The sequence below is a fragment of the Erwinia artemisiae genome (assembly GCF_051400835.1).
Classification (GTDB): Bacteria; Pseudomonadota; Gammaproteobacteria; order Enterobacterales; family Enterobacteriaceae; genus Erwinia; species Erwinia aeris.
This window is the reverse complement of record NZ_JBLFFM010000003.1, coordinates 1-17,245: the sequence shown is the minus strand read 5'-3', so window position 1 is coordinate 17,245 and position 17,245 is coordinate 1. Positions and strand designations below refer to the sequence as shown.

Below are 17,245 nucleotides of genomic sequence, written 5' to 3'. Positions count from 1 at the left end.
GGGCCGGTCGAAAGACCGGCCCTTTTTTTTGCCTGCCGTAACGCGTCAGGCCGTGCGGTTATTCCTCTCCAGCGCCTTGCTGAACGCTTCCCGTCGCTGACATCTTGCTACGTAACGGGTCAATTTATCGTTAACCGGCAATGCGCACAGTTGCGCCCACATCAGCGTATGCGAGAAGAAAATATCGGCCAGCGTAAAATGCTCACCTGCAATCCACTCTTGTTCAGCTGAAAAACGGATAGCGTCAAGCGTCTTGCTGGCGTCACGGAAAGTTGTCTCAATCACTGCTGGCGAACGTAGAGCCTCGGGCAGTAAAAATTTATGTTTAAGCAAATACCAGACTGGCGATTCAAGGTCTGTCAGAGAAAAGCTGAGCCACTCATTGACTTTGGCTTTTTGCAGCGCATCCGTCGGGTAAAGTTTCCCATCCCCTTTTTTTTCGCCCAGATACTGGCAGATAGCTGCCGTTTCAAAAATAAGGCTACCTTCGTCCTCCAGTACGGGCACTTTATGTAAGGGATGAGGAGAAGAGGCCGCTGGTTCTGTGGAAAAGAGCGCTACCGGAGAAGTGGTGTAATCTAATTTTAGCTCTTCCAGAGTCCATAGCACCCTCAAGGAGCGGCTTTTAGGAAATGTATAAACGTTCATTTAGCGCCCGGCCTCCGTAAGCAAAGCGACGACCAGCGGCGAAAGCGCATGACGCAGCGACGCCCGTTCGGATTGAAACAGCGTAGCGACAAAAAATCGGTGATGGGGCAATTCTATGCCGCGCACATCGCCTTGCCGATCTCTCGCGCTGATGCGCAGCGGAAAATCGGCCAGTTCGTTCCCGAAATCAGGGTTAACGCCAAAGTTACAATGATAGCCTTCATGCGTGCTGAGTTTGCCGTAGGCTTTTGCTATCGTCGAACCGGGTTCAATGACGATGTCGCCTGTTTGTTCTACCAGCGAGCAGCTAAGCGGCGCAATCACCATACGGCCTTCCGTATCCGTTTCCGCATGTGCCGCATCTTGCCAGCCCATCACGTTGCGCGCGTACTCAATAAGCGCATACTGAAAACCGCCGCAGGAACCAAGAAAAGGGATATTGTTTTCGCGCGCCCAGGTGATAGCCATAAAAGCGCCCTGGTCATGCTGATAAGGGCTGCCCGGCACGACCCAGATCGCATTAAAATTATGCAATACGTCAGTCGAGGTAATCTCTGGGGTGGGCAACCATTCTGCCTCTACCGAAATATTGAGCGAGTCGGCGGCAAGCTTGATAGCGGGTGGGATGGCATGGTGCGCCACGGCATCAGGACGGAAATCGCCCACCAGGGCAAGACGGACAGATTGGTGCATGTTGTTTCCTGTTTGCAGAAAAAAGAGGCTATACGTTAGCCAGCAATCTGGCTTACGCTTTTGACTATTGAGCGCAGCCGTCAGGCGTATCGGCCCGATGAGTCATGGAAATATAAAACAACCCGAAGCACAGGGTTGCGGGTTTTCAGAAAATCAGCGCGTTCGATGAAAGCGGTAAATGGCCGTATCCGCCGGCCCACTATCCAGCACGATCAATCCATGCTTAATGCCCATAAAGGCTGCGCCGCATTTTTCCGCCACGCGGCGGCTGGCCATATTTTCCGCCACTGCCAGGATTTCTACCGTATCTTTTTCCTGATCCTGCCACGCCAGATCGAGAAGATAACGCACGGCCTGGCTGGCGATGCCCTGTCGCTGCTCGCTGCTGCGTACCCAGTAGCCTATCGAGCACAGATTTTTCTGATCGCTGGAATAGCGCAGTCCGGCACCGCCCAGCAAGCGGCCATCCCCGGCGAAAAGCCCCAGCTCGTTGGCTTCGCCTGTCTCACGCAGCATGTGGGTAGCGGCAAACCAGCGGCGAGCTTCTGCTGGACTAAAACCTTCATGCGCCCAGAGCAGCCAGGGACGCAACGTATCCAGTGAGGCATTCACGGCTTGCGCAAATTCAATGGCGTCGTCGTGACGGTAAGGGCGGTAAAGCACCTGCATATGGCTTTTCCTTCAGGCTTATTAATATTTATACGGCGTTATTAATGCAGACAGAAGCCCGAAAAAAGCGGCGGCTTAAGGCAATACGGCGGATGATGCAGGTTTTTAAAGCGACGCTGCCTTTATAAAATCCCAGGGTTATTTATAAACATTTCAACAGCGACAGATCAATCAATAAAAGTAGCTATGGCTAACCTGCTGATAGCCGTACGACGTCCTTTACTTCAGGTTATCGGGTAGACGTAAGGTTAACGCATATATTGGTGTAAATTTAACTTTACATGTAGGCGTTTTGGTTTCTGGTCTTTTTTTTTATTAACTATCTGATTAAAAATCATTTATTTTTGTTTTTCTTCTTGTTTATCTTTTGTGGTAATAAAAGTGTACATAGGAAGATTGAGTTTTGTACCGCTTCTGATACAGTATTCAAACCTTGATGACAGGCTGACGGGACCACTAGAGAGCTGACGACCATGCAAAAAGATGCGCTGAACAACGTTCATATCGCCGACGAACAGATTTTAATTACGCCGCAGGAGCTGAAAAACAAGTTCCCCCTGACCGACGCGCAGCAGACGCAGATCGCTGCTTCCCGTCAGACTATTTCAGACATTATCAGCGGAAAAGATCACCGTTTGCTGGTGGTGTGCGGCCCCTGTTCGATCCACGATACCGAAGCAGCGCTGGACTATGCGCGGCATCTGAAAGCGCTCTCTGACGATCTCAAAGACCAGCTCTATATCGTGATGCGCGTCTATTTTGAAAAGCCTCGCACCACCGTTGGCTGGAAAGGGCTGATCAACGATCCCTACATGGATAACTCTTTCGATATGGAAGCCGGTCTGCATATCGCCCGTCAGCTGCTGGTTGAACTGGTCGAGATGGGGCTGCCGCTGGCAACGGAAGCGCTGGATCCTAACAGTCCGCAATACCTGGGCGATCTGTTCAGCTGGTCGGCCATCGGCGCACGCACTACCGAGTCGCAAACGCACCGGGAAATGGCTTCCGGCCTCTCTATGCCGGTCGGCTTTAAAAACGGCACGGACGGCAGTCTGGGCACGGCGATTAACGCAATGCGCGCCGCCTCTATGCCGCACCGCTTTGTGGGTATCAACCAGAGCGGCCAGGTCTGCCTGTTGCAGACCCAGGGCAATCCGGATGGCCACGTCATCCTGCGCGGCGGCAAACAGCCAAACTACGGGCCGGAAGATGTTGCGCAGTGTGAAAAAGAGATGCTTCAGGCGGGACTCCGTCCGGCGCTGATGATAGATTGCAGCCATGGTAATTCTAACAAAGACTTCCGTCGCCAGTCCGGCGTAGCCGAGTCCGCCGTCTCGCAAATCAGAGACGGCAACCGTTCCGTGATTGGCCTGATGCTGGAAAGCCATCTGCACGAAGGCAGCCAGTCGTCCGAACAGCCCAAAAGCGCCATGCGCTACGGCGTTTCCGTGACCGATGCCTGCATCAACTGGGAAACGACCGAAACGCTGTTGCGAACAATTCATCAGGAACTGGACGGAGTACTGGCGGCGCGTCTGTCGCAAGAGGGTTAATTATGGTGGCTGAACTGACCGCGCTGCGCGATCAAATTGATGAAGTGGACAAAGCCCTGCTCGATCTGCTGGCCAAAAGGCTGAGTCTGGTCGCCGAGGTGGGTGAAGTAAAAAGCCGCTACGGTCTGCCGATTTACGTGCCGGAGCGCGAAGCTTCCATGCTGGCGTCACGGCGTAAAGAGGCGGAGGCGCTTGGCGTGCCGCCAGACCTGATCGAAGATGTGCTGCGCCGCGTTATGCGCGAATCCTACGCCAGTGAAAACGATAAAGGCTTCAAAACGCTGCATCCGCAGCTTCGTCCGGTAGTGATCGTTGGCGGCAAGGGCAAAATGGGGCGGCTGTTTGAAAAGATGCTGACCCTTTCCGGTTATCAGGTGAAAATCCTGGATAAAGAGGAGTGGGCGCAGGCGGAAAGCCTGCTGGCGGATGCGGGAATGGTGATCATCAGCGTGCCGATCCACCTGACGGAAAAAGCGATTGCCGATCTGCCGCCGCTGCCGGAAGACTGTATTCTTGTGGATCTGGCCTCGGTAAAAAATGGCCCGCTTCAGGCGATGCTGGCCGCGCACAGCGGTCCGGTGCTGGGGCTGCATCCGATGTTCGGCCCTGACAGCGGCAGCCTGGCGAAACAGGTGGTGGTCTGGTGCGACGGCCGCCAGCCGGAAGCCTATCAGTGGTTTCTGGAACAGATCCAGGTCTGGGGCGCACGTCTGCACCGCATCAGCGCGGTAGAGCATGACCAGAACATGGCCTTTATTCAGGCGCTGCGTCACTTCGCCACCTTTGCCTATGGCCTGCATCTGGCGGAAGAGAACGTGAATCTTGAGCAGCTGCTGGCGCTTTCATCGCCTATTTATCGCCTGGAGCTGGCGATGGTGGGCAGACTCTTTGCGCAGGATCCTCAGCTCTATGCGGACATCATCATGTCCTCAGAAAATAATCTGGCGCTGATTAAGCGTTACTATCAGCGCTTCGGCGAGGCTATTCAGCTGCTGGAGCGGGGCGACAAACAGGCGTTCGTCGACAGTTTCCGTCGCGTAGAGCATTGGTTTGGCGATTACGCCCAGAGCTTTATGCTGGAAAGTCGTTCGCTGCTGCGTCAGGCCAACGACAGCCGCCGTTAACGGCTTTGGATAAAATGCAGGCCCGATCGCGGCCTGTATTCTCGCCTCAGGCTCTCTTCTCCAGCGGGAGAAAGCCGCCTTTCTCTAAAATTCCCTGCGCCTCAGCGCTCAGTAAGAAATCTGCCAGCGGCTGTGCTTTTGCATGACACAGGGCAAAAGCATAGTCCGCGCGGATATGGAAAGGCGGCGGGATAGTAATAGTTGTAATCCCGGGCCGCGCGGCATAGCTCTGATAGCCGATAAAAATATCCGCCCGATCGCCGTTCAGCACCCAATTCGCTGCCGGTACCCCAGCCGGAACAGCCGGGCTGAATGGGCCGCCAACCAGCTGTAGCGCCCGCTGTTTCAGCGCGGTTCCCACTCCCGCATAGCGACGTTCAATACGATCGAAAAGCTGCCAGGCGTAGTCGCCGGATGGATCGCTTAACGGCGTAGAGGTGGCGACGCGTAAGTGCGGATGGCTTAGCAGCTCCAGCCAGCTTTTGTTCGACGCGGCCAAGGCAGCAGGCACGCTCAGGCAGAGCTGATTGTGGACAAAGACGGCGCTGTCGAGTGCGATACCTGCCGCGATCAAAGATTGCGGATGCGTCAGATTGGCCGATAAAAAGAGATCGCAGCGCTTGCCCTGCTTAATTCGCTCGCACAGTAGCCCGGCCGGGCCAAACGCTACCCTGATTGGTTGACCATACGCTGAGGCCAGCGCCGGCCACACGGCGCGCAGGCTTCCGGCAGCCAGAACGGTAAAGCTCATCAGTTGCTACCCGTATAGTGGGTACGATAGAAGCGCTGATACCAGGTATCCGCTTTTTTCTGCATATCGACATCCTGGAATTTTTCCGGGTAAAGCTTTTTCGCCATCCATAATTCGCCCAGCGCCAGCGCTTCTGGCATCGGATAGCCCCAGGCCTTGGCATATTCAGGCATCAAATAAACGCGATGATGCTTAACGGCATCCACAGCCTGCCAGGCGGGCTGCTGGTTGATCTCGTCGATCACCTGCGGATAGCGATCCTGCACGAAGATCACCTGCGGATCCCAGGCGAGGATCTGCTCCATAGAAACCTGCTTATACCCTTTCACCGCTGCGGCGGCGACGTTCAGCGCACCGGCATGCGCCATCATCAGGCCGGTATATTTGCCGGAGCCGTAGGTCGTAAGGTCGGGATTAGCCATATAGACCCGAATGCGCTGCGAAGCAGGGATCGCCTGTAACCGGTTGCCCGTTTGCTGCCGCTGATTGAAAGTGGCTTTAATCAGCGTTTCGGCCTGCTGCTGGTGGTTTACCACCTCGCCAATCAGGCGAACGCCTTCTTTTAATCCTTCACTATAAGCCTGCTCTTCGTCAGCCAGATCGGGATTCAGACGGTTTTGCTGTTGATTATCGGCACGCAGCGAGATGGCGATAACGGCGATGCCGAGTTTCTGGATCTGGTCAATCATCTCCTGCGGCGCATAGTTAGTGACAAAAACCACCTGCGGATGTAGCGCAACCAGCTTTTCTACATCCACATGAGTTAAATCACCCAGCGTCGGCAGACGCGTCAGTTCCGGCGCCAGCCGCGAATAGCCGTCGCCGAGCTGCTGCTTCCAGTTGCCAAGGATGCCAACAAGGGTATTGGTGGCATCCAGCTGCACCAGGATATTGAGGGTTTGATGCTGCAAGACCACGACGCGATCGACGCGATCGGGAAGCGTGACCTGGCGGCCCAGCTGATCGGTAACCTGACGATCGGCAAAAGCGGAAAAGGCCAACAGGCCAAGCGAAAGCAACACTGCGGAGCGTAAAAAGTTGCGCATAAATTTCCCTGAGAAACGTTATATAGTCGATGATATAGCGTCAGGGCGGTGCAGGTAAATGATCCAGGCGAGGTATAGGCCAAAAGTTTCAGCCGCTTCTGAAAGCGGCTGAGGCGGTACTCAGGAAGGGTCGACCGGCAGCACGTTTTCGCTTGGGTAACAGCCCAGCACTTTCAGCGAACGCGTAATCGGTGCCAGTTCGCGTAACGCCTGCTGTACTTCTTCCGAGCGCAGGTTGCCCTGAAAATCGATATAAAACATCTCTTCCCATGGATTGCCGTTAATCGGGCGTGATTCCAGTTTGCTCATCACCAGATTATGCTGACGCAGCACCAACAGTGCTTCTACCAGCGCACCAGCCTGCTGTCCGGTCGCCATAATTAACGTGGTTTTGGCCGGAACCTGAAGCGTGACCTCAATGGGTTTGCGCGCAAGGATAACAAAGCGGGTGATATTCTGCTGCTGGTTAGCCAGATTGCGTTCAAGCACCTGCAGGTTATACAGCTCGCCGCCCGCCTGGCTGCCCAGCGCTGCGACCTTCGGTGAATTCAGCGCTGCAACCTGCTCCATCGCGGCCGCGGTGCTTTCAGTATATTCAATCTTCCAGTGCGGATAGCGATGGATAAACTCGCTGCACTGCTGGAAAGGCTGAGGATGGCTGTAAACGGTTTCTATCTGCTGTAAGTCCGTGCTGCCGGTAACCAGCACGCAGTGATCGATTGGGAGCGTCATCTCGCCAACCAGCGAAAGGCTGGTCTGCTGCAGCAAATCGTACACCTCATTGATCGAGCCGGAACTGGTGTTTTCGATCGGCAATACCGCGTAGTCGGCCTGGCCTGTTTCCACCTGATTAAAGATGTCGCGGAAGTTCAGACAGCCGCACTCGATAAACCTATCGAAGTGGCGAGCGGCATAGTTACGTGAGGCAAGATGCGAATAAGAGCCTTTTGGGCCAAGGAAGGCGATACGCGCCGACTGCGCACTGGTCTGGTTCAGATGCTTTTGCAGCAGCGCCTGCTGCGTCAGCACGGAATCTTCAATAACCAGCTGAAAAAGTCGGGTGATGTAGTGCGCATCCAGCTGATGAGCTTTACCCAGCGTGACCAGATGTTCCAGCAGGTCGCGCTCGCGATCGATATCGCGTACGGGGCGGTGCGTGGCCATTTTCGCCTTCGCAACCTCAATCGCCAGCGCCCGACGGTTAGCCAGCAGGCTCAGCAGTTGTTCATCCAGCGCGCTGATTTTTTCGCGCAGGCCCAGCAGGGGATTTTCGGTGGTCATAGGCTACCTGTCAGATGTTCATAAAAAAAAAAGCCTCCCGGTTGGGAGGCCTTGTTATTCGTCTTCGCATGCTTTCTTATACGACGAATTGCCTCCCGGTCAACGGAAGGTAAAAAAGAAGGCGAAGAAGAACGGCAGCTGTTTCATCAGAGTATCCACGATTGTCAGAAGGTTAAAGTAACCGCAGCGATTTAATGCTGTCAATAAAAAACGCGTTTCGGATGGCGGAGCGGCAAAGTGTCGTCAGGCGAAAGGGCTGGTAGTGCTGGCATAGGGCGAAAGAGCAAGGCTCTTCAGGGGGATTGCAGAGCGTTTCGCCAGGCATGAGCTGTAGCCGGGCAGGGAGCAGGTTGGCTGTCCACCCAGCCCTTCTGCTGACGTTTGAGATAAGCACATGGCATTTTCTACTCTCTCAACCCGAAGCCTTACTGAATATAGTTAATATTTTGTAATGATACATTTTATATAAAATCTGAGTAGCATTTATAATAATCATTTATTGTGAAAATTCTCTGTTAATATAATGAATTCTGTTAATTGAATTTTTATATATTAACATTGAAGCTACGTTAATTGGATTATTATCCTGTTTTTATGGTAAAGAGTATCTGATATTATGCCCTCGCTTTCTTATGGTATTTGCTATGAAGGGAAGCAAAGATTAACATGTTATTTTCATGGAAGAAGTGCCTACAGTAAGGACATGTCTATGGACAAGGATGATATAAAGCGGATCCTGGTTATTCGCATCGATTTTTTGGGGGATATGGTTTGTACTACACCTTTTTTGCGGGCGTTAAAGCAAAGGTGGCCGCAGGCGGAAATACATGTTCTTGCCAGTAAATATAACTCACCCGTTCTGGATAATAACCCTGCCGTAGCCAGGGTGCACCATTATGTCTATTCTAAAAACTATGAAAAAAATGTGCGGCCGGGATTTTTAAATTACCTTAAGGATAGAGTTAAGTTAATTTTCTCGCTTCGGAAAATAAAGTTTGATTTACTTATCATCCCCAGCGGAGGGATGAACAAAAATGCAATAAACTTTGCCCGACAGCTAAACGTTGCGGACTGCCGCTGGCACAACGCTGATACGGAGTTTGACGATCGTATACCTGCGCATATGCTGGCCCGACCTTTAATTCATGAAGCACTTGCCGGTTTCTGTCTTATGCCGGAACTCAACACGCCGGATATTAACCAGATGAATCCCCAAATTTTCCCCTGCCAGGCTCGGGTTTTATACTGGCAGCAAAAGCTGGGAGAAAAAAACAGAGCCAGAGTGGGTTTATTCATTTCGAACAATAGCGCGGAACGTCGATGGCCAGAGCAAAAATGGCAGGCATTAACCGATGCGCTTAGCGGAAAATGTGAGTTTATTATTTTTCATTCACCTCAGGATAAATGTATTTCCAAATGGCGGAGAGATGAAAAAGCGCGCTGGGTCTCTACGCAAACCGTCGCCGATTTGATCGCGGCCATGACGCAGCTGGATATTGTTGTTTCTGCGGACAGCGCACCCGTACATTTTGCATCGGCATTGCAGATCCCTCTGGTGGCCTTGTTTGAGGATCGTCCTGAAAAATACAGACGCTGGCATCCGCTTGGGGTCAGGAATATCGTGCTGCATGAAGGCGGAAACGTCAGCAATATAGCCAGTAAGTCTGTTTCTGCTGCCGTCACCCAATTGCTAAGCGAAGTTAACAGGCCTGGTTATGAGAAAGAAAAATCGGAAAACAAGAAGGCAGGGCTGGTGGCAAAACAGTCAGCTGAAAAGGACCTGGTGCTATGAGAAAATTTATCGCCTTAAAATATTGCCAGGAGTGTGGGCTCAGGCGGCGTTTTTTTGCACGGCTGTTGGCCAATGACGATGCGCTGTGTGATGACTGCTACTACAAATTTATTACAACGGTGCGGGAAAGGCATGAGTGACCAGCACCAGGGAAAAGAGAAAACCAGTCTGCGAGCTGGCTTTTCTCTGGATACTTACACTTACTATTTTTTGTTAGGCCTGCGGTAGATCTCAACTCCAGCTTCATTAAATTCCACCAGTTTATATAACGATACGACATCGTTGTTCCGTGGAGAACGCCAGCATTCAGCTTGAACCTGGCATTCTTTTTGCGGTATATATCCTTCAGAAATAAGGTATTTACGGATCCTACTTGTCTCGGTTGTACCGTTAAAATGTATGCCAAATACAAAAGCCTGGGGCCCACTGATATTTGTATAGTGAAATTCATAATCTTTAGAAATTCTTGGCATTTTCTTCAATAATTCAGGTGTGTAATACTTATATTCGCGTTTATCCTGCTCGGTATAATGCGCACTACTGGCAAATTCCATTCTCAGAACTGGCCAGATAAAAACGAACGCTATTCCGCAGAGTAGTAGCACAACAGCAAGTACCGCTATAAATTTCTTCACAATCCCATCCTGCCATTCTCTGCTCCCAGAACAACAAATGTTTTATCATTACGGGAACGGATCACATTTCCTGATGAGAAGTTGCTATATGGGGTAACGTTTTGCATAAACTTTGGCAGTACTCCCATGCGCGGCCTTGCATGAGGGAATTTTTCCGGGTCGGGGAACAGCAGAGGCTGGAACGTATCGTTTTGCCAGTTGCCGATTTTACCATAATAATCCCAGCGCTTAAGAGCTTCTGCTTTACTGACCGGCCGTAATATGGGGAAGATGTTTTGATCGGATACGACGCGGTAAAATCCCAGCAGATCGGACACCAGATCTTCACCGCTAAATCCGCTATCAGTGACCAGGTTATTAGGGAATGAACTCTGAAATATTTCGAACTGTCTCGCTATAGCCATCATCATCGCCAGCGCGATACTTTTTTGTTCAGAGTAAGGGCGACCATGTCTTAAGCGCCACGTCATTACTTTTCCTGATCGAGCCAGTCCATATGAAGACGTCATACCCTGAGAATAAGTCACATCATAAAATTCTTTTCCGGAAGCTTCCCCCTGTCGTATTTTCCTTAGCAATTCAATTATATCTGTACCCTGAGCATGTCCAAGATCTACCCAGCCCAGCACTTCCGTATAAACCAGGCCTCTATTGAAAACGGCAGCTTTTTTGCCATCAATTATTTCTGACCTTTGACTCATCCTGAATCTCCTTTTCTTATGATAAATACGATCGGCTACATGGCCAATTTATCATAAAACCCATACTGAAACGGAAGGATTTGGTATCCATCCCGGCTGTATAAAAATTAATATTATTCCACCCGGAGACCTGTGTAGATCAAAAAAAGCCCCGTCAAAAGGGGCTGGTTTGGTCGATGTGGTCGATATGTGGACATCTATTAAAATAAATCCTTTTATTTCATTTTATTAGAACAATAAAAAACGCGCCCGCAGGCGCGTTATTAACTTTAATCCAGTTCCTGATCGATAACGCTTATATCTTTAACGCTGGCCTGGGCGCGCTTCGCTTCGCCCTTGTGCTGAACCTTGTTCAGCTGACGCTCCAGCTTATTGATCAGTTCGTTGATGGCCGCATACATATCATCATGTTTGGCGCTGGCAATCAGCGGGCCGTTCGGCGTGTTGATAGTGGCATCGGCAACGTATTCTTTCGGCTCTTTGGAAAGCACGATATGCGGATTAATCAGATGGGTTTGCCATTTTTCCAGTTTGGCGAGACGCTCTTCGACATGTTGGCGGATAGCCGGGGTGATGTCCATTTGCTTGCTGGTAATGTTCAGAACCATAGTGCTTACCTCTAATCATTTCCGTCGAATGTAGAGTAAGCATATCCTGGAAAAGGGCGTAATGCGTGATTTGTATCACTTTATTTTGTCACTTTTTGTCAAAAGTGAAGATTTTGTGAGGCAGGCTGGTAATCGTAGCGAAGGCGCTTGTAGGGAGGTTTTTTCACAGGCATGATAGGTAAGTTAACTTACCGGTGGAACAGCGTAATATGCCAGACGCCGGTGAAAAAAAGGGCAGCGCGAACGCTGCCATTTTTATGTTAAGCCTGATTGGCCGCGATAAGTTTCGCTACTTTGTCCGCTTCTGCGGTCAGCTGCATCTTACGATAAGCATTTTCCATCAGCGGCAGCGCCTGGCGCGTCGCCTGCGTATCCGGATAATCTTTCATCATTTGCTCAACGCGATTAACAACAGCGACATAAGCTTCACGCTTGGTGTAGAATTGCGCCACGGAAAGCTCATACTTCGCCAGACGATCTTTCAGATAGATAAGGCGCTTTCTTGCGTCCGTCGCGTACTGACTGTTCGGGTAACCGCGCAGCAGCTGAGAGAAGTCGTGGAAGGCATCACGCGCGTGAGAAGGATCGCGATCGGAACGATCGATACCGAAAAAGCCCTGCAGCGCGCTGTCATCAAGCGCCATATCCGTCAGACCACGCATATAAATCACGTAATCGATATTCGGGTGGGTTGGATTCAGACGCATAAAGCGGTCGATCGCGGCCTGCGCCAGCGGTAAATCGGCATTTTTATAGTAAGCGTAGATCAGGTCCAGCTGAACTTGCTGGGAGTAAGGCCCGAACGGATAGCGGTTATCAAGCGCTTCCAGTTGCGTTATTGCTCCTTTAAAGTTACCGTCCTGCAGTTTTTGCTGGGCTGTGGCATAGATCTCGGAAGGCGGGCTATCGGGCACCGTATCCTTCGAGCCGGAACAACCCGCTAATGCCAGGCTCAACGTGGCTGCAGCCACCAGATATTTCATACGCGTCATGACGATTTGATTATCCTCAGAGTGTTATTCAGGAAGCTGTCCATGTAGCTCCCGATAGTGACCAGGTACAATAGCACATTATATTAAACGGCATCGCCGTGAAAACCCAACGTTAACGAAGAAGCTGTTTATGGCACAACAAGTAAAACTCAACGCAACGGTCTCCGAATCGCAACTCGGACAACGCTTAGATCAGGCTTTGGCCGAATTGTTCCCTGATTATTCAAGATCTCGTATAAAAGAGTGGATTCTCGACCGACGCATCAGCGTCAACGGCGTAATCATCGACAAACCGAGAGAAAAACTGCTCGGTGGCGAACAAATCGCTATCGAAGCGGAGATAGAAGAAGAAGCGCGCTGGGAAGCGCAAAACATCCCGCTGAACATCGTTTATGAAGATGACGATATTCTGGTTATCAACAAACCACGCGATCTGGTGGTGCATCCGGGCGCCGGTAATCCCGACGGTACGGTGCTGAACGCGCTGCTTTATCATTATCCGGCTATTGCAGATGTGCCGCGTGCGGGCATTGTGCACCGTCTGGACAAAGATACCACTGGCCTGATGGTGGTGGCTAAAACGGTACCTGCGCAGACGCACCTGGTAGAATCTTTACAGCTGCGTGAATTCACCCGTGAGTATGAAGCGGTGGCAATTGGCAGGATGACGGCGGGCGGCACGGTTAATGAGCCGATTAGCCGTCACTCGACCAAGCGGACGCATATGGCGGTTCATCCAATGGGCAAACCGGCTACCACGCACTATCGCATTATGGAGCATTTCCGTGCCCATACGCGCCTGCGTCTGCGTCTCGAAACGGGCCGTACTCACCAGATCCGCGTGCATATGTCTCATATCAGCCATCCGCTGGTGGGCGATCCGCTGTATGGCGGTCGTCCGCGTCCGCCAAAAGGTGCCTCGGAGAATTTTATCGGTACGCTGCGTAAATTCGATCGTCAGGCGCTGCACGCCACCATGCTACGTCTTTATCATCCCGTCACCGGTATTGAGATGGAATGGCATGCGCCGCTGCCGCAGGACATGGTCGAATTGATTGAGGCGTTAAAAGCGGATACCGAAGAATTTAAAGATCAGCTGGACTGGTAATGAGCCTGCTTACGCCTGAATGGAATGCGCCCGCCAACGTGCGGGCCTGTAGCACCACGCGCCGTGATGGCGTCAGCCATGCTCCCTGGGATTCGCTGAACCTCGGGACGCATGTCGGCGATCGGGCCGCAGCGGTGCAGCACAATCGCGAGCGTCTGGTTACGCTGGCGTCAATGCCCGCTATGCCAGTCTGGCTGGAGCAGGTTCACGGCGTCAATGTCCTTGCGCTTACCGGTGAAGCACCCGCTTCCCTACAGGCTGATGCCGTTTATACCCGTCAGCCCGGCGTGGTTTGCGCGGTAATGACGGCGGATTGCCTGCCGGTTTTGTTCTGCTCGCAGGATGGGAAAGAGGTTGCTGCGGCTCATGCCGGCTGGCGGGGATTGTGCGCAGGCGTGCTGGAGGCGACGCTGGCGGCCTTTACGGCCCCGTCGGAAGAGATCATGGTCTGGTTCGGGCCGGCAATTGGCCCGCAGGCTTTTGAGGTCGGCGCGGAAGTGCGGCAGGCATTTATAGCGCAGGATGCGGAAGATGCCGCTGCTTTTACGCCCTCGGGCGATAAATATTACGCCGATATCTGGCAGCTTGCGCGTCTGCGGCTACAGCGCAAAGGCGTGCGCCACTTCACTGGTGGCGGGCTGTGCACTTTCTCGCAGCCTGACCAATTTTTTTCCTACAGACGCGATGGCGTAACAGGTCGAATGGCAAGTTTGGTCTGGCTGAGTTAACCTGTCCGCATAAGACGGTCCGGGTTGTGCTTTTTTTCACCAAAATATTCCGGTCATTTAACTTGAAAATTTGAGGGAAGACCTCATTTAATCTCCAGTAGCAATTTGACCTGAATGGGGGAATTATGCGTCTGGATCGTCTTACTAATAAATTCCAGCTTGCTCTCGCCGATGCCCAGTCTTTAGCGCTTGGGCGCGACAACCAATTTATTGAACCGCTGCATCTGATGAGCGCTCTGCTCAAACAGGAAGGCGGCTCTGTCTCTCCTTTACTGACTTCAGCCGGCGTGGATGTTGCCGCACTGCGCAACGGCGTTGAGCAGGCTATCAGCCGCTTGCCTCAGGTTGAAGGCGCGGATGGCGACGTACAGCCTTCCGCCGACCTGGTGCGCGTGCTGAATCTGTGCGACAAACTGGCGCAAAAGCGCGCCGACAACTTTATCTCATCGGAACTTTTTGTTCTGGCCGCGCTCGACTCGCGAGGCTCGCTGGCTGATTTGTTGAAATCTGCCGGGGCGACCAGCGAAAAACTCCAGCGCGCCATTGACCAGCTGCGTGGAGGCGAAACCGTGAACGATCAGGGAGCTGAAGATCAGCGCCAGGCCCTTAATAAATACACTATCGACCTGACCGAGCGAGCGGAGAAAGGAAAACTGGATCCGGTTATCGGCCGTGATGAGGAAATCCGTCGCACCATCCAGGTTCTGCAACGCCGTACCAAAAACAACCCGGTGCTGATTGGCGAGCCTGGCGTCGGTAAAACCGCAATTGTGGAAGGGCTGGCGCAGCGCATTATCAATGGCGAAGTGCCGGAAGGGCTGAAAGGTCGCCGGGTGCTGGCGCTGGATATGGGCGCGCTGGTGGCGGGCGCTAAGTATCGCGGCGAATTTGAAGAGCGCCTGAAAGGCGTGCTCAATGACCTGTCCAAACAGGAAGGCAACGTCATCCTGTTTATTGACGAGCTGCACACCATGGTTGGCGCGGGAAAAGCGGACGGCGCGATGGATGCCGGCAACATGCTGAAACCGGCGCTGGCTCGCGGTGAGCTGCACTGCGTCGGCGCCACCACGCTGGATGAGTATCGCCAGTATATAGAGAAGGATGCGGCGCTGGAGCGTCGTTTCCAGAAAGTCTTCGTGGCGGAGCCAAGCGTGGAAGACACCATCGCTATTCTGCGCGGGCTGAAAGAGCGCTACGAGCTGCATCACCATGTGCAGATTACCGACCCGGCTATCGTGGCTGCGGCTACGCTGTCGCACCGTTATATCGCCGACAGGCAGCTGCCGGATAAGGCTATCGACCTGATTGACGAGGCGGCTTCCAGCATTCGTATGCAGATTGACTCCAAGCCGGAAGCGCTGGATCGTCTGGAGCGTCGTATCATTCAGCTGAAGCTGGAACAGCAGGCGCTGAAAAAAGAGTCTGACGATGCCAGTATCAAACGGCTGGAGATGCTTGAAGAAGAGCTGAGTCAGAAAGAGCGCGACTATTCAGAGCTGGAAGAGGAATGGAAAGCAGAGAAGGCCTCGCTGTCCGGCACGCAAACTATTAAAGCGGATCTGGAACAGGCGAAGCTGTCGCTGGAGCAGGCGCGTCGCACTGGTGACCTGGCACAGATGTCGGAATTGCAATACGGCAAAATCCCGGAGCTGGAAAAACAGCTGGCTGCCGCCACGCAGGCGGAAGGGAAAACGATGCGGCTGCTGCGTAACCGCGTGACGGACGTCGAGATTGCGGACGTGCTGGCTCGCTGGACCGGTATCCCTGTGGATCGCATGATGGAAGGCGAGCGCGACAAGCTGCTGCGTATGGAACAGGAGCTGCATCAGCGCGTCATCGGACAGGATGAAGCTGTCGAAGCGGTTTCTAATGCAATCCGCCGCAGTCGTGCAGGTCTGGCCGATCCGAATCGCCCGATTGGCTCATTCCTGTTCCTTGGCCCGACGGGCGTGGGTAAAACCGAGCTGTGTAAAGCGCTGGCTAACTTTATGTTCGACAGCGATGACGCAATGGTGCGGCTGGATATGTCGGAGTTTATGGAAAAACATTCGGTATCGCGTCTGGTGGGCGCACCTCCTGGCTATGTTGGCTACGAAGAGGGCGGCTATCTGACCGAGGCCGTGCGCCGTCGCCCTTACTCCGTCATTTTGCTGGACGAGATAGAGAAAGCGCATCCGGACGTATTCAATATTCTGCTGCAGGTGCTGGATGACGGCCGCCTGACGGATGGACAGGGCAGAACGGTTGATTTCCGCAATACCGTGGTCATTATGACCTCGAACCTGGGTTCCGATCTGATTCAGGAACGTTTTGGCGCGTTAAGCTATGCGGAAATGAAAGATGTCGTTATGAATGTGGTAGGGCAGCATTTCCGTCCGGAGTTTATCAACCGTATTGATGAGCTGGTGGTCTTCCATCCGCTGGGCGAAAAACACATTGCCTCTATTGCTAAAATTCAGCTGCAGCGTCTGTACGATCGTTTGACCGATCGCGGCTATGAACTACATATTTCTGATGCCGCTCTGCAGCTGCTGGGCGAAAACGGTTACGACCCGGTATATGGGGCAAGGCCGTTAAAACGCGCAATTCAGCAGCAGATCGAGAACCCGCTGGCACAACAGATACTTTCTGGCCAGCTGGTTCCGGGGAAAACGATAGAAATGGACGTGCAGGATGGCGCTATAGTGGCTACGCAGTAACAGTCATAGCAAATAAAAATGGGCCTTCGGGCCCATTTTTGCTTATTAAGCCACCAATAACAGTGCTTTTTAGCCGTCAGAGCGCGTTTTTTAGTCGATCGAATGTTTTTTTGTAATTAGGGGTTGTCAGCCGTCAAGAACTCCCTATAATGCGCAACCACTGAGACGGCACAACGGCTTACAGGCCAGCGGCTCAGGAGGTTCAGGAAGCTGAATC

At 52.5% G+C, this 17,245-nt stretch carries 17 protein-coding genes and 1 other annotated feature; of the genes, 6 read left to right on the top strand and 11 right to left on the bottom strand.

The features are described 5' to 3' along the window. Positions 1–45 precede the first annotated feature (45 nt). The 3 genes from ACMGEE_RS07960 to ACMGEE_RS07950 all read right to left on the bottom strand — a co-directional run bounded on the left by ACMGEE_RS07960 (position 46) and on the right by ACMGEE_RS07950 (position 2,010). Positions 46–648, bottom strand: coding sequence for a glutathione S-transferase family protein (locus tag ACMGEE_RS07960; RefSeq protein ID WP_301253462.1), 603 nt, complete (start codon positions 646–648; stop codon positions 46–48). Next, positions 649–1,341: a CTP synthase C-terminal region-related (seleno)protein gene (locus ACMGEE_RS07955; protein WP_436829872.1), complete on the bottom strand. Its 693-nt coding sequence runs from the start codon at positions 1,339–1,341 to the stop codon at positions 649–651. A gap of 153 nt (positions 1,342–1,494) precedes the next feature. Then, positions 1,495–2,010, bottom strand: a complete 516-nt coding sequence (locus ACMGEE_RS07950; protein WP_253459002.1) for a GNAT family N-acetyltransferase — start codon at positions 2,008–2,010, stop codon at positions 1,495–1,497. A 473-nt stretch (positions 2,011–2,483) separates the two neighbouring features. Between ACMGEE_RS07950 and ACMGEE_RS07945 the strand changes: the two genes are divergently transcribed. Both ACMGEE_RS07945 and tyrA read left to right on the top strand, forming a co-directional pair. After that, positions 2,484–3,563 carry a 3-deoxy-7-phosphoheptulonate synthase gene (locus tag ACMGEE_RS07945; RefSeq protein WP_253459004.1) on the top strand — a complete coding sequence of 360 codons (1,080 nt, stop codon included), beginning with the start codon at positions 2,484–2,486 and terminating at the stop codon, positions 3,561–3,563. 2 nt (positions 3,564–3,565) lie between these two features. Further along, on the top strand, positions 3,566–4,687 hold the full coding sequence (gene tyrA, locus ACMGEE_RS07940; protein WP_436829871.1) for a bifunctional chorismate mutase/prephenate dehydrogenase: 1,122 nt from the start codon (positions 3,566–3,568) through the stop codon (positions 4,685–4,687). Positions 4,688–4,733: 46 nt separating this feature from the next. Here the strand turns inward: tyrA and ACMGEE_RS07935 are convergent, their stop codons facing one another. The 4 genes from ACMGEE_RS07935 to pheL all read right to left on the bottom strand — a co-directional run bounded on the left by ACMGEE_RS07935 (position 4,734) and on the right by pheL (position 7,912). After that, positions 4,734–5,438, bottom strand: a complete 705-nt coding sequence (locus tag ACMGEE_RS07935; protein ID WP_436829870.1) for a substrate-binding domain-containing protein — start codon at positions 5,436–5,438, stop codon at positions 4,734–4,736. Beyond that, positions 5,438–6,484 carry an ABC transporter substrate-binding protein gene (locus ACMGEE_RS07930; RefSeq protein ID WP_369895887.1) on the bottom strand — a complete coding sequence of 349 codons (1,047 nt, stop codon included), beginning with the start codon at positions 6,482–6,484 and terminating at the stop codon, positions 5,438–5,440. The genes ACMGEE_RS07935 and ACMGEE_RS07930 overlap by 1 nt, the downstream gene beginning before the upstream one ends. A gap of 120 nt (positions 6,485–6,604) precedes the next feature. Continuing rightward, positions 6,605–7,765: a bifunctional chorismate mutase/prephenate dehydratase gene (gene pheA / locus ACMGEE_RS07925; RefSeq protein WP_253459013.1), complete on the bottom strand. Its 1,161-nt coding sequence runs from the start codon at positions 7,763–7,765 to the stop codon at positions 6,605–6,607. A gap of 23 nt (positions 7,766–7,788) precedes the next feature. Next, positions 7,789–7,913 (bottom strand) — a sequence feature (Phe leader region). Continuing rightward, the gene (gene pheL / locus ACMGEE_RS07920) at positions 7,865–7,912 is read right to left on the bottom strand and encodes a pheA operon leader peptide PheL (protein ID WP_199746341.1); all 48 of its coding nucleotides are present in this window, start codon (positions 7,910–7,912) and stop codon (positions 7,865–7,867) included. It overlaps the preceding feature by 48 nt. Positions 7,914–8,489: 576 nt before the next feature. Between pheL and ACMGEE_RS07915 the strand changes: the two genes are divergently transcribed. Next, positions 8,490–9,557: a glycosyltransferase family 9 protein gene (locus ACMGEE_RS07915; RefSeq protein WP_436830003.1), complete on the top strand. Its 1,068-nt coding sequence runs from the start codon at positions 8,490–8,492 to the stop codon at positions 9,555–9,557. A gap of 203 nt (positions 9,558–9,760) precedes the next feature. On the opposite strand, the gene ACMGEE_RS07910 is transcribed toward ACMGEE_RS07915, so the two are convergent. The 4 genes from ACMGEE_RS07910 to bamD form a co-directional block, all read right to left on the bottom strand. Then, positions 9,761–10,192: a hypothetical protein gene (locus ACMGEE_RS07910; protein ID WP_253459016.1), complete on the bottom strand. Its 432-nt coding sequence runs from the start codon at positions 10,190–10,192 to the stop codon at positions 9,761–9,763. After that, entirely contained in the window at positions 10,189–10,893 is a 705-nt protein-coding gene (locus ACMGEE_RS07905) for a hypothetical protein (RefSeq protein WP_370734716.1), read from the bottom strand. The genes ACMGEE_RS07910 and ACMGEE_RS07905 overlap by 4 nt, the downstream gene beginning before the upstream one ends. Before the next feature lie 269 nt (positions 10,894–11,162). Then, positions 11,163–11,501: a ribosome-associated translation inhibitor RaiA gene (raiA, locus tag ACMGEE_RS07900; RefSeq protein WP_253459021.1), complete on the bottom strand. Its 339-nt coding sequence runs from the start codon at positions 11,499–11,501 to the stop codon at positions 11,163–11,165. A 260-nt stretch (positions 11,502–11,761) separates the two neighbouring features. Next, positions 11,762–12,493 carry an outer membrane protein assembly factor BamD gene (gene bamD / locus ACMGEE_RS07895; protein WP_125287479.1) on the bottom strand — a complete coding sequence of 244 codons (732 nt, stop codon included), beginning with the start codon at positions 12,491–12,493 and terminating at the stop codon, positions 11,762–11,764. 130 nt (positions 12,494–12,623) lie between these two features. Here bamD and rluD point away from each other — a divergent pair, with 130 nt between their 5' ends. The 3 genes from rluD (at position 12,624) to clpB (ending at position 17,028) form a co-directional block, all read left to right on the top strand. Continuing rightward, complete coding sequence (rluD, locus tag ACMGEE_RS07890) at positions 12,624–13,601, top strand: 23S rRNA pseudouridine(1911/1915/1917) synthase RluD (RefSeq protein WP_253459024.1); 978 nt, start codon at positions 12,624–12,626, stop codon at positions 13,599–13,601. Then, complete coding sequence (gene yfiH, locus ACMGEE_RS07885; protein ID WP_253459027.1) at positions 13,601–14,329, top strand: purine nucleoside phosphorylase YfiH; 729 nt, start codon at positions 13,601–13,603, stop codon at positions 14,327–14,329. The genes rluD and yfiH overlap by 1 nt, the downstream gene beginning before the upstream one ends. 125 nt (positions 14,330–14,454) lie before the next feature. Next, the gene (clpB, locus tag ACMGEE_RS07880; RefSeq protein ID WP_253459031.1) at positions 14,455–17,028 is read left to right on the top strand and encodes an ATP-dependent chaperone ClpB; all 2,574 of its coding nucleotides are present in this window, start codon (positions 14,455–14,457) and stop codon (positions 17,026–17,028) included. Positions 17,029–17,245 lie beyond the last annotated feature (217 nt).

Coding starts and splice junctions, on each gene's coding strand:
- rluD (WP_253459024.1), top strand. CDS start 12,624: ATGGCACAACAAGTAAAACTCAACGCAACGGTCTCCGAATCGCAACTC.
- ACMGEE_RS07945 (WP_253459004.1), top strand. CDS start 2,484: ATGCAAAAAGATGCGCTGAACAACGTTCATATCGCCGACGAACAGATT.
- clpB (WP_253459031.1), top strand. CDS start 14,455: ATGCGTCTGGATCGTCTTACTAATAAATTCCAGCTTGCTCTCGCCGAT.
- yfiH (WP_253459027.1), top strand. CDS start 13,601: ATGAGCCTGCTTACGCCTGAATGGAATGCGCCCGCCAACGTGCGGGCC.
- ACMGEE_RS07905 (WP_370734716.1), bottom strand. CDS start 10,893: ATGAGTCAAAGGTCAGAAATAATTGATGGCAAAAAAGCTGCCGTTTTC.
- bamD (WP_125287479.1), bottom strand. CDS start 12,493: ATGACGCGTATGAAATATCTGGTGGCTGCAGCCACGTTGAGCCTGGCA.
- ACMGEE_RS07960 (WP_301253462.1), bottom strand. CDS start 648: ATGAACGTTTATACATTTCCTAAAAGCCGCTCCTTGAGGGTGCTATGG.
- ACMGEE_RS07935 (WP_436829870.1), bottom strand. CDS start 5,438: ATGAGCTTTACCGTTCTGGCTGCCGGAAGCCTGCGCGCCGTGTGGCCG.
- tyrA (WP_436829871.1), top strand. CDS start 3,566: ATGGTGGCTGAACTGACCGCGCTGCGCGATCAAATTGATGAAGTGGAC.
- raiA (WP_253459021.1), bottom strand. CDS start 11,501: ATGGTTCTGAACATTACCAGCAAGCAAATGGACATCACCCCGGCTATC.
- ACMGEE_RS07930 (WP_369895887.1), bottom strand. CDS start 6,484: ATGCGCAACTTTTTACGCTCCGCAGTGTTGCTTTCGCTTGGCCTGTTG.
- ACMGEE_RS07950 (WP_253459002.1), bottom strand. CDS start 2,010: ATGCAGGTGCTTTACCGCCCTTACCGTCACGACGACGCCATTGAATTT.
- pheA (WP_253459013.1), bottom strand. CDS start 7,765: ATGACCACCGAAAATCCCCTGCTGGGCCTGCGCGAAAAAATCAGCGCG.
- ACMGEE_RS07955 (WP_436829872.1), bottom strand. CDS start 1,341: ATGCACCAATCTGTCCGTCTTGCCCTGGTGGGCGATTTCCGTCCTGAT.